The organism is Flavobacterium psychrophilum DSM 3660 = ATCC 49418 (genome assembly GCF_002217405.1).
Classification (GTDB): Bacteria; Bacteroidota; Bacteroidia; order Flavobacteriales; family Flavobacteriaceae; genus Flavobacterium; species Flavobacterium psychrophilum.
Genome location: NZ_MUHE01000030.1, coordinates 106,285 through 118,404, shown reverse-complemented (window position 1 = coordinate 118,404; position 12,120 = coordinate 106,285). Strand labels below are relative to the sequence as shown.

Here is a 12,120-nt window from a genome sequence, read left to right as displayed (position 1 = left end):
TATTAACAACTTATTTTTAAACAAACAACAAATATACCCTTAAAAAACACTACTTTTGTGAGAATAGTTTTTCAAATAAATTATCATGCTTTTTTTAAAAAAAAATAAAACCATACTCAAGGATTTAATTCCTGATAATCATATCGACATCCATTCGCACTTGCTACCAGGAATCGATGATGGCGCACAAACCTTCGATGAAACCTTATTTTTAATTGATAGTTTAAAAAACATGGGGGTTTCCAGCTTTATAACAACACCCCATATTTTTAGTGGCTTTTGGGACAACACCAAGGATAAAATACAAGCCCTTGAGTTAGAAACGAATTTAAATCTGAACAATAAAGTACCCCTTAAGGCTGCTGCCGAATACTTAATGAACGATCATTTTGTCTCCTTGATTAAAAAAGGAGAAATTCTAACCCTAAAGGACAATTATGTTTTGGTCGAAATGTCTTATTTAAACCCACCGATACAGCTTTACGATATTCTTTTCGATTTGCAATTAGGGGGATACATCCCTGTTTTAGCACACCCTGAGCGATACACTTTTTACCACAATGATTTCAACCAATACCAAAAATTAAAAAATGCGGGTTGCTTATTTCAAATCAATCTATTATCTACCGTTGGGTATTATGGTGAATCTGTTGCGCAAACGGCCGAAAAATTATTAAAAAAAGGCCTAATAGATTTTGTAGGGTCTGATGTACACCACAAAAAACATATTGCCTCTTTCGACAAAATAGTTACAATAAAAGATTTGCAACCCCTTAAAGAGGCCTTTGCAAACAATCAGTTATTTAAATAAAAGAGAGGTAATTAAATTACCTCTCTTTTATTTATTATTTACTTCGAGAAAAGAATGAAAAATTAAACATTTTCTCATACCAAGACTGTTTTGGTGCATCTTTATAATATCCGTAACCATACCCTGCAACATTGTTTGTGTCATTAAGCAACACACACATATTAGGCAATTTATTTTCTACATACAAAGCTTCTGGTTTTTTCAAGAATGATTTATCCAGATAATTAGCACGCACTACATACACAAAAGCATCAGCGTTTTTAGCTATAAGCAAAGTATCTGTAACCAAAGTTACTGGAGCAGTATCTACAACGATATAATCATACTCTAATTTTAATTTTTCGAACATAGAATCGAGCTTTTTGCCCATTAATAATTCTGCCGGATTAGGCGGAATGACACCTGCTGGAAGAATATCGAAACTCTCGTAACCCTTTTGATTTACTATAAAATCTTTAATATCTGAATCTCTGGCTGACAAATAATTTGTAAGTCCTCTAGAAGGTAATTTTACGTATTCGTCTAGTTTAGGGTTTCTAATATCCATACCTATAAGCAATACCTTTTTTCCTGAGATAGCAATAGTTGCCGCAAGATTAATGGCTATAAATGTCTTTCCTTCTCCAGACAAGGTAGAGGTCAAAAATATAGTTTTTGCGTTATTATCATTTTCTATATTACTTAAAACAAATTCTAAATTAGTTCTAACAATACGTATAGCCTCCGATGAGCTTGTTCTACTACCAGCCTGCATGATTTGGTTATTCTCATCAGAATGTGGTACATCTCCTATAAAAGGAATAGAGAGATTATTATCTAAATCATGACGGGTTTTTACTTTGGTATCCAATAAATCTAATATATAGATGATTGAAAAAGGAATAAAAAATCCTAAGATTAAAGAAAATAAATAAATAAAGCTTTTTTTAGGTGATATAGGCGAATCTGAAGAATAGGCGTAATCGACAACTCTAGAAATTGGTGCAGTGGCTGCTAAGGTAATGGCTGTTTCTTCTCGCTTTTTAAACAAATACAAATACAATTCTTCCTTAATTTGTTGTTGTCTAAAAATACCTCTAAACTCTCTTTCTTGCCTAGGAATTTTAGAAATTCGCCCTTCAACTATATTCCCCTGATTAATAATGGCGTTATTTTTTACAACCAAAGAGGATTTTAATCTATTCAAACTTTCTGAGATACTAGATTTTAACAAATCTATTTTATCATTAACCCTAATAACGACAGGGTTTTCTGAAGTCGAGCTTTTAAGTACTCGATTTCTTTCTATAACTAAGTTATTATATTCTGCAATTAGTGCCGATGAATTATTATCATCGGGAACAATATTAGCAGGTATAATGTCTTCATTGTTGTTTTTTCTAATAAAATCTATCATGATTCCAACAACCTTAAGTTGTGTGGCTACAATAATTTCTTCTTTAGTCGATTCGCTAGAATTTTTAAGATTCAATTCAGCTTCGGTAGAAAGATCGGTTATTTGATTTTGATTTTTATATTTCTCTACATCCTTCTCTACACCATCTAGTTCTCCCGTAATAATAGCCAATCTCTCGTTTATAAATTTAGCCGTTTTTTCGGAAATTGAATTTTTATCAATTATCGCATCATTATTATAAATAGCAACCAATTGATTTAAAAAATCTTCAGCCTTTTCTTTAATCGGATCTGTAAACGAAATTTCTAAAACATTTGTAGATTTAGTTATTGTTCCTACATTTAATTTAGCTTTAAACTTATTCGTGGCCTTTTTTAAGGATTCTAAATGTACAACTACTTTAGAATTCAAATTTTTAAGATACTTAGGTTTTATGTTAACAACATAAGGCCCCAATTCTTTTGAATATATTAACTGACCGAAATTAAAATTCCCTACACTATTATTATCTGCGTTAAACAATTCGAATTTTTTAGGAGATAAAACCTTAACAATTAAAGTAGTATCTTTTTCAAAGAATTTTTCGGTTTTTTGTTTAAAATCAATCGCAATGAGGTTTTCTTTATATACTTCGGAAGATTTAATGCGTCCCTCTAAAACATACGAAAGGTAAAATTTACCTGCTTTGATTGTTTTTTCTATGAGAGATCTAGATTTCAAAACCTCCATTTCGTCATCAATATCTTTTTTTGCTCCAGAAAACCCTCCCAAGTCTTGAAAAGCTGAAAGTTCTGATAACATCCCGCCAGATTCATCTCCTTTAATTAATAAGGTTGTTTGCGATTTGTATTCAGGAATTGAATATCGTAAATATAACTTTGCGCCTATAAAAAACAAAGTAATACTTAATAAAAACCACTTCCAATGAGACAAATAATTAAACACTAAATCTTTAATATTTAGCGTATTCTCTTCATTATTATTTACAGTATTAAACATGTAGAAATTTATTTTTTATTAATTATAAATATTGACGTCACGATCGATGCTAATAATGAGGCAATAGCAATCCAAATTGGTCCGTTTTGAGTAAATCCTGTTGCTGTTCTCGATTTGGCTTTATTAGGCTCTACATATATTAAATCATTTTGAGATAAGTAATAATATGGGGAGTGAATAAAATCGGCTTTTGTAATATCTACTCTATTAAATGTTTTTTTATTGTTTATTTCTCTAACCAAAATAATGTTGTCTCTTTTTCCGAAAATTGTTAAATCTCCTGCCAAACTCAATGCTTCTGGCAACGTAACACGCTCACTAGCAATAGTAAAACTACCAGGTCTTGTAACTTCTCCTTGCACAGTTACTTTAAAATTAACGATCCGCACATTTACAATGGCATCATTTATATATTTTTTTAGCTTGCTTTTAATAACCGCAATGACTTCTGATTTTGTTTGCCCTCCAGTTTTTATTTCTCCTAAAACGGGAAACTGAATTAGTCCATTGGTGTCTACTAAATACAATTGCTGTTGTCTTTGGGCTAGATTTGTTTGACCAATGGCTGCGGGGGTTAAAATTGTTTCAAGATTAAATGGTACGGCAGCTTCTGGATCAGGTGTAGAAACTACTATCATAAGCAAATCGTCTGGTTGAATTTTAGATTCAAAATGATTGGTTACTTCCTGAGTAGCCACTTGATCTAGGTTCTGATAATATGCGATTTGTTTTTTATTAACACAAGAGGTTACTAGTAGTAAGTTTAGCCCTAATAAAAAAAATAGTAATAAATTTCTGTTCTTCATTGTTTTAATTTAACGTTCTAAATACGCTTTCGTTCTTAAAAGCGTATTATTTTATTTAATTATCCAGCATCTCGAAAGTAGAGTTCATACTTTTAAATTCTGGAATTAGCATTTTCATTTTTGTAACTATCAAGTTATTATCATAAGCATTAGAAGCTTTAATAATTTCTAAAATAGCGGTTTGAACCTCATGGTACACCTCTATTTGCTCTTGTGCCACCATTATTTTTTCGTGGTGCGTTGGGAGTGTTTTCGAGTTATCATTTAGCAATTCTTCGTATAATTTTTCGCCTGGTCGCAATCCTACAATTTTAATCTTTATATCCTTATCTGGTACGAAACCGGCCAAACGGATCATTTTTGTAGCTAAATCATATATTCGTACTGGTTTACCCATGTCAAAAATATAAATCTCGCCCCCTTGCCCCATAGCACCTGCTTCTAGAACTAACTGGCAGGCTTCTGGAATGGTCATAAAATAACGAATTATATCTTTGTGCGTGATTGTTATTGGACCTCCTTCGGCAATTTGTTTAGAAAAAAGTGGCACCACAGAACCATTAGACCCTAGTACATTTCCAAAGCGGGTAGTAATAAACTTTGTAGTATAAGAAGGATTATTTTTATTCTCAAAATACAAAGATTGCACATATTTCTCGGCAATTCGCTTGCTGGCTCCCATTACGTTGCTAGGATTTACAGCTTTATCGGTAGAAACCATTACAAATTTTTCTACGTTATATTTTAAGGACAAATCTGCAAGATTTTTGGTTCCCATTACATTTACAAATATGGCTTGCGAAGGGTTTTCTTCCATAAGTGGCACATGTTTGTAAGCCGCAGCATGGTACACCAAACTTGGTCTGTACTGGTCGAATATTCGTTCTAAACCGACTAAGTTTCTTACATCAGCAACAAGCGACACTAGTTTGGTTTTTAAATTTAGCTTCTGAATTTCTAAAGTTAATTCATGTAAAGGCGTTTCTGCTTGGTCTAGAACGATTAAAATATCAGGAGAAAAACAAATAATTTGCCTTACAATTTCGCTCCCAATAGAACCTGCAGCTCCAGTAATTAAAATTACTTTCCCTTTTATTTGCGAAGATATTAATTTATTATCTAAAACTATTGGTTTGCGTTCTAATAAGTCTTCTATTTGAAAACTCTTTATTTTTTTGGCTATTTCTTCCTGATTTTCCCAATCGGATATCAAAGGAACTGTATATACTTTTATATTAAATTCTAAACATTCATCTACAATTGCTATTTGCTCTTCTTTTGTAAGTGCTTTGTCGGCAATGATTAATGCTGTTGCGTGCATAGAACGCATGAGCACAGGTATGCGTTTTTTTTGATTTAAAATAGGCAAGTCTAAAATCCTTTTGGTTGAGTTCGAATTGTGCTTGTCTATAAATCCCAACAACTTAAACCGCATTGGGATTTCGGAAATTAGCGCATTAGACACAGAGATAGCATTAGCATCTGATCCGTAAACAATAGCACGAACTAACTTTGTACTACCAACCCCTTTGAGGTAGGATTCAAAAAATTGTTTAACTAATACCCTGTACAAAAATAGCAAACAAAAAGAGATAATCACATTTACAACTAGTGCCGTGTTAAGAAACAAATCATCATTAAAATAAACTGAAAAAAGAAAATTAAAAACAACTAAAACCAAAAAGGTAAAAAATTGTGAAAAAAGAATCTTGATTGCATCTATAAATGAGGAGTGCCTAATAATTCCTGAATAAGTTCTAAACCACCAAAAAAAGAAAATATTTGTTACAAAAAACAAAACAAACTTACATCCTTCATTATGAGAGGCAAAATATTGCAAGCCTATTCCTTTAAACAAATAAAAGGTTAAGAAACCCGCCATCGAAATAACACCAATATCAATAAATAATATAATCCATCTAGGCAAATAACCTAAATTTCGAATAGTAAAATTTGACTTTGAACTATACCTATAAATCTGTTGTAACGCAGATTGTATTATTTTTTTTTTTTCTATTTCCAAGCTAACTTCACTTTAAAACACATTGTCTTATGACCACCTTCAATTAATAAACTTTTGTTTTTTTGGGCGAATATTTAAAAAAAATCCCGTGCCTTATTAAAACAATTTAAATACATATTTATCAATATCTATAAAAATTCTTTCGTTTTTTTGACAAATAAACAAATTAAACCTCTTGTGCTGGTATATTTATTAAAACCACAATTTATAAAACAGAAAACAACACACTATGTATGGAGGTTTATCTTTTATAAAGTGCTGCAAATTAGTAAAAAAATATCTTAATTTCGGCAAATATTCTCTTTTTTTCTTCGTTTGTTAAATTTGAACCCGACGGCAAACACAATCCGTTTGCAAACAATTGTTCTGAAACTTGGGTGCCATAATAAGGATAAGACTCGAAAACAGGTTGCAAGTGCATAGGTTTCCACAAAGGACGACTTTCTATATTTGCTTTTTCTAGTGCCAATCGCAAATCTTCACGCGTTTTTCCGTTTGTCTTGTCTGGATTTATAACAATGGCACTTAACCAATGGTTAGAATAATAATCAGGATTGGGTTCCGTAAGCACAGTAACCCCATCGATAGTGGCAAAAAAACCTACGTACAATTGATGCATATCGCGTCTAAAACCAACATGCTGGTCTAGCACCTGCATTTGCCCACGACCTATGCCTGCACAAATATTACTCATTCTGTAATTATATCCTACTTCACTATGCTGATAATGTGGTGCATTATCACGGGCTTGTGTTGCTAAGAAAACGGCTTTGTCTTTAGTTGCTTTATTTCTAGCCAATAAAGCACCACCTCCTGAAGTGGTTATGATTTTATTTCCATTAAATGACAAAACACTAATATCGCCAAAAGTACCACATTTTTGTCCTTTGTAAGAACTTCCTAAAGCTTCGGCACTGTCTTCAAGTACTGGAATGTCATATTTTTGGGAAATAGCTTTTACATCATCTATTTTATAGGGCATTCCGTAGAGATGAACAGATATTATGGCTTTGGGTTTTTTACCTTTCGAAATGCTGTCTTTAATAGCCTCTTCGAGTGCTATTGGACACATATTCCAAGTATCTAATTCGCTATCTATAAAAATAGGGGTAGCACCCAAATACATAATAGGATTTGCCGATGCCGAGAAGGTCATGCTTTGACAAATAACTTCATCCTGAGGTTTTACCCCCAATAGAATTAGTCCCAAATGCAAGGCAGCTGTTCCTGAACTCAGTGCTGCAACGTGAGATTCTTGTGCTATATATTTTTCTAAATCTGCTTCGAAACCAGTTACATTAGGCCCTCCTGTGGTAATTTCATTATTTACAAAAGCCTGCTTTATAAATTTTTTTTCTAAACCGCATAGGTGAGATGTAGAGAGAAAAACTCTTTCCTTAATCATTTATTTACAATTAGCTTAATTAGAAAATGAATAATTCTATCCTTTTTTATTTATCAAATAAAATTTGACATTGTACAATAAAACTAATGGAATTATCAATAATAAAAACAAATAAAAATCATTAACTCTCCTAAAAAAAAAGATAACAACGGCAGACATTCCCAACTGTATTACCGCATACAAAAAAGCGACCAATCTATGATCTAAGCCATAATCATTACATAATACTTGATAAAAATGTAATCGATGAGCAAGAAATATATTTTGTCTCAAACAAAGACGATGCAAAATTGTACAAACAGAATCTACCCCATAAACTACTAAAAACAGAAGCCATACATATGATTTAGTTTCAATAATAAGTACTAAAATCAGATAAATAACCCAAAACGCAACAGCAATACTACCTACATCACCAGCAAAACACTTAGCTCTTTTCCTAAAATTAAAAATCAAGAAAACTATACAAGCGATAATTGGGTAAACAATAAAATTATTATCTACAAAATTAACTAAACATTCATTTACAAAAAGTAACGAACCTAGAACCACGACAGAATACAAGCCCGTAATTCCATTGATTCCATCCAAAAAATTATAGGCATTTATTATCCCTACTGCAAAAACATAAACCAACACAACACCATATAATGGAAAGAACTCGTAAACATGTACAAAATAAAAAATAATTGACATTGCAAGTAACTGAGCAATAATCCTAACTTTATTAGGTAAACTTTTAATATCATCCCAAAAACTAACACCACTTACTATCGTGATACCTACAAAAAAAGAGCTCTTACTATAAGAATTTTGGACTAAATACAATAAGGATGCAAACCAAAAAACAACACCGCCCCCACGAAGCGTTATTTCTTTATGAGCACTACGTTCATTAGGCTTATCTACAATATTAAAGTAATTAGCTACTTTAAAATAAGTCATTAAAATTACTAATAGCGATACAAAAACTATACTATATTCCATTATCATTTATTATTACAACACTAATACGTGCAGGTTTTAATTTTAAAATTCTTACGATATTGAGCATCATCAATCCTTGATTGAGTGAATTTCTTGATGGTTTATTATTTATATTCCTTTCACAATGGTTTCACTTTGAAACATCCTCCACACCTTGACAGTTCTTATTTAGCAATAAAACTTGCAATTGTCTTTATCAAACCTTCTTTTGCGGATGTTGGTAACTTATCTACACCAATAGCTTTTTTTATTTTATCATTGGAAACACAATAATTCTCAGTGAGTTTTTTTACATTTTCAGTATTCAAAGGTAAATGTAATAAATCTCCTATTTTACAAAAAAAGCGAATAAAATTTTCAGGTATTTTAATTAAGTGAGGTTTTCTATTTAACACCCTTGCTATAATTTCGACTACCTCATTAGTAGACAAAACCTCATCATCAGCAAAGTTATATATCCCTGAAGATATTTCCTTTTTTTCTAATATTTCACCAATCATAAAATTAAGATTATCTATACTAAGAAATGATCTTTTATTTAAAAAAGAAGCTAATGGATAAGGGAATCCTTTTCTGACTACACTATATAATAAATTAAGATTCCCTTTATTTCCTTTGCCATGAATCATACAAGGACGTACAATGATTATTTTTTTATCATCCTTAGGTAATTTAGATAATATATACTCTTCCGCCTTTAGTTTAGAAATTCCGTAAGGTGTTTTAGGATTGGGTGTAAAACTCTCATCCAAAAAACCACCGACATTATCCGCAGCAGCTTTAACACTACTGAAATAAATAAAATACTCCAAATTACTTTCCAAAAAAAAATCATATAATTCTACGGTAAGTTGGGTATTTACATTAAAATACTGCCTTTCCTCTGAAGTGTTTTTGGTGTCATGCGCTTTTCCTGCTAAATGAATTATAGCTTTTCCGTTGAAATCAATTTCATTTTTCCAAAGATTATTACGTAACGATAAAGGTTGAATTTTAAAATAATGATTCTGCAAATATTGGGATAAATTTAGCCCCACAAATCCTGAAGCTCCAGTAATGATAATTTTTTCACACATGTTTTTCTTTAATTTTTATACTGCTTTAATATTGAATAGTATTATTATTTTCATCTTAATACCAAGTATTGATATACACACATAAAGCAACAGAATTAAGAATATTAATTCAATATTTATCAATTTGATAGCTTTATTCACTCTTATATTAATCCTATTTTGTTATTTGAAGAGCGGAAATCATAGCTGAAATACAAATTAACGACATCTATATACAAATTCAGATAACTCGGAGGAACATTTTTAGCAATATACCAAGTACGAGGCATTACAAATAACTATTTAAAATTAGTAGATCCATATTCCAAACACGAAATATATAAATACCTGGAAACTTAATTTTTGTTCAAAAAGAATTGAATAGTACATTATTCACGTCTCAAAAGGATTTCCCTATAACACAATCTAAAATACATTAAGTTTTATAAAGGATTATCAAAATAATACCTTTTAATACTGGGAGATTTTAATTCAACTCATTTAAAGTCTACACCCCCTAACCGCATGAAAGAAAATTTTTAAAACCAAACAAGTTGATTTCGCCACTTACCCTATTAAGCTAATACCGAATTTCAATGAAGGCAAAACTACACAACATTTACCTATCAGCAACATATTAGCGCTACTACTTTAGAATAAATGATGTCTGTGGGTCAATAAAAATTCTATCATTTTTAAAAATATTACCTGGTCACTTTTCGTCATCTTTGTTGAACCCAAACCATTCGACTTTCATTTAAGAATCATAATTTACTTTAAAACAACACTTTAAGAATTTACAAGTAATTAAAATTCCATAAATAAAACAAGCAGTAATCACATAGATATATTTAAGAATAAACAAGAGGTTATTCTATATAACTCAGTCATAAAAAAGTAACATTTTTTTGATTAGCCACAGAAGAACCTCAAAAAACGTATTGATGTTTACAAAAAAAATTGCTGTCGCAAAATAAAATCTACGACTATCGTCTGTTATTACCACTTAGAATAATCTCATTTTTGATCTTGAAGCGATTTTAACACCTTTCGGTTTATTTTTATTCTTTCAGAATCAAAAAACCAACCCCATTTATTAAAAAACATGAACGCTGATTTCAAGTAAACTTTGAACAACCTAGCACTTCTGTTTGCTCCTGATTCGTAACCGTGATAAACACTAGTTAATGGGAAATAGATAGTTTTATATTCTTGATGTATCCGACGGGACAAATCCCAATCTTCAAAATACATAAAAAATTTATCATCGTACATACCAACTTTTTTAACTGCATCAATATTTAATAATGTAAAACAACCCGATAATATGGGAGGATTATAAATTGTATTTTTTAACACGAATCTCAATTCATAACGATCAATAAAGTTAGCATATATCTTCTTAGGAAACTTAATTTTTCTAAATAAAACACTAAATGGCGAAGGAAGCAATTTAGGGAGATTTTGTACCGTTCCGTCAAAATTGAGCACTTGAGGCATCATCATTCCAATATTTTCGTCTTTTTCTGCAAAGTTAAGCATATTAGAAATAACATCTTCAGTATAATATATATCAGGATTGACTATAACATGAAATTGAACCTGGTCTTTTATCGATTCTTTTAAAGCAATGTTATGCGCTGCTCCAAAACCTATGTTGGCATTATTGAAAACATAAACAATTCTAGAATCAATATTCTGAAGAACATTAAGTCTATTTGTTGGAGAATTATCTATCAGGTAAAGCTTGACATCTTGTTGAGTAGACAGAACACAACATATAGCTTTAGTAATTTCTTCGGTTGAATTATCATACAATACTATGCTAGAATTTACTCTCATTTTATCTTAAAAATTTAACTATTACAATTCTCCTAAAATACTTAAGCCAAGAAAAAAAATATAAGAAAAAAAAACCAAACACATTAATCACACTCAATCGATATCCTAAAATCACATTCAACCGATCTCCGATAGCCATTTGTTTCAAATTAGAAGACAATCCTATATGTCCAAAATGAGGCTTATTACCTCCTGTGACAACCAAGCTTTCATTTAGCAAAAAACAGTCATAACCCGAGGACGCAATTCTAATCCAGTAATTTGCATCTTCACAATGGTTTTGATTTTCGTCAAAATAACCCACTGTATCAATAATATTTTTTTGAAACAAAACGGTTGGAGTAGCAAAAAAATTTTTCAACAATAACATTTTAGGGGTAATCAAAGTAATTTTTGAAAAAGTATACCAAAGAAATTTAGTGAATTTTTCATTATTCCTAGTACAACCAATAAATGAAATGTGATGATTATTTTGAATGACTTTAATTTGCGAAGATAATTTCTGAGGCAACCAAATATCATCAGAATCTAAAAAAGCAATCCAATCTCCAGAAGCCATTTTCATAGCATCATTTCTTGCTTTCGAAACCCCTTCATTTACTTTACTAACGAGCTTTATATTTAAATCTGGATGAGCATTGATAAAGTCACTTACAATATCCTCTGAACCATCACTACTACCATCGTTAATCACAATGATTTCAAAAGGAAGAAAATCTTGAACTAAAATGGAACCTAAAGCCTGTAGAATTGTTTCTTGGGAATTATACATAGGTATAACAACAGATATTTTCAT

General features: G+C 31.0%; 9 protein-coding genes. 1 reads left to right on the top strand and 8 read right to left on the bottom strand.

From position 1 onward, the window contains the following. Positions 1–85: 85 nt before the first annotated feature. A complete protein-coding gene (locus B0A57_RS08800) occupies positions 86–811 on the top strand; it encodes a tyrosine-protein phosphatase (RefSeq protein ID WP_034099244.1) in 726 nt (241 codons plus the stop codon). A 34-nt stretch (positions 812–845) separates the two neighbouring features. On the opposite strand, the gene B0A57_RS08795 is transcribed toward B0A57_RS08800, so the two are convergent. The 8 genes from B0A57_RS08795 to B0A57_RS08760 form a co-directional block, all read right to left on the bottom strand. Then, positions 846–3,206 carry a GumC family protein gene (locus tag B0A57_RS08795; protein WP_034099246.1) on the bottom strand — a complete coding sequence of 787 codons (2,361 nt, stop codon included), beginning with the start codon at positions 3,204–3,206 and terminating at the stop codon, positions 846–848. Positions 3,207–3,214: 8 nt separating this feature from the next. Next, positions 3,215–4,012 carry a polysaccharide biosynthesis/export family protein gene (locus B0A57_RS08790; protein ID WP_011963408.1) on the bottom strand — a complete coding sequence of 266 codons (798 nt, stop codon included), beginning with the start codon at positions 4,010–4,012 and terminating at the stop codon, positions 3,215–3,217. 55 nt (positions 4,013–4,067) lie between these two features. After that, positions 4,068–6,035: a polysaccharide biosynthesis protein gene (locus tag B0A57_RS08785; protein ID WP_034101283.1), complete on the bottom strand. Its 1,968-nt coding sequence runs from the start codon at positions 6,033–6,035 to the stop codon at positions 4,068–4,070. Between the two features lie 265 nt (positions 6,036–6,300). Continuing rightward, positions 6,301–7,440 carry a DegT/DnrJ/EryC1/StrS family aminotransferase gene (locus tag B0A57_RS08780; RefSeq protein ID WP_038466125.1) on the bottom strand — a complete coding sequence of 380 codons (1,140 nt, stop codon included), beginning with the start codon at positions 7,438–7,440 and terminating at the stop codon, positions 6,301–6,303. A 36-nt stretch (positions 7,441–7,476) separates the two neighbouring features. Continuing rightward, a complete protein-coding gene (locus tag B0A57_RS08775) occupies positions 7,477–8,427 on the bottom strand; it encodes an MraY family glycosyltransferase (RefSeq protein WP_038466122.1) in 951 nt (316 codons plus the stop codon). 164 nt (positions 8,428–8,591) lie between these two features. Beyond that, positions 8,592–9,503, bottom strand: coding sequence for an NAD-dependent epimerase/dehydratase family protein (locus tag B0A57_RS08770; protein ID WP_038466119.1), 912 nt, complete (start codon positions 9,501–9,503; stop codon positions 8,592–8,594). A gap of 996 nt (positions 9,504–10,499) precedes the next feature. Continuing rightward, positions 10,500–11,324, bottom strand: a complete 825-nt coding sequence (locus B0A57_RS08765; RefSeq protein ID WP_038466116.1) for a glycosyltransferase — start codon at positions 11,322–11,324, stop codon at positions 10,500–10,502. Between the two features lies 1 nt (position 11,325). Continuing rightward, positions 11,326–12,120, bottom strand: coding sequence for a glycosyltransferase family 2 protein (locus B0A57_RS08760; RefSeq protein WP_038466113.1), 795 nt, complete (start codon positions 12,118–12,120; stop codon positions 11,326–11,328).

What these genes read in the sequence shown, in the direction of transcription:
- B0A57_RS08795 (WP_034099246.1), bottom strand. Translation starts at nt 3,206, where the DNA reads ATGTTTAATACTGTAAATAATAATGAAGAGAATACGCTAAATATTAAA.
- B0A57_RS08770 (WP_038466119.1), bottom strand. Translation starts at nt 9,503, where the DNA reads ATGTGTGAAAAAATTATCATTACTGGAGCTTCAGGATTTGTGGGGCTA.
- B0A57_RS08800 (WP_034099244.1), top strand. Translation starts at nt 86, where the DNA reads ATGCTTTTTTTAAAAAAAAATAAAACCATACTCAAGGATTTAATTCCT.
- B0A57_RS08780 (WP_038466125.1), bottom strand. Translation starts at nt 7,440, where the DNA reads ATGATTAAGGAAAGAGTTTTTCTCTCTACATCTCACCTATGCGGTTTA.
- B0A57_RS08760 (WP_038466113.1), bottom strand. Translation starts at nt 12,120, where the DNA reads ATGAAAATATCTGTTGTTATACCTATGTATAATTCCCAAGAAACAATT.
- B0A57_RS08765 (WP_038466116.1), bottom strand. Translation starts at nt 11,324, where the DNA reads ATGAGAGTAAATTCTAGCATAGTATTGTATGATAATTCAACCGAAGAA.
- B0A57_RS08775 (WP_038466122.1), bottom strand. Translation starts at nt 8,427, where the DNA reads ATGGAATATAGTATAGTTTTTGTATCGCTATTAGTAATTTTAATGACT.
- B0A57_RS08790 (WP_011963408.1), bottom strand. Translation starts at nt 4,012, where the DNA reads ATGAAGAACAGAAATTTATTACTATTTTTTTTATTAGGGCTAAACTTA.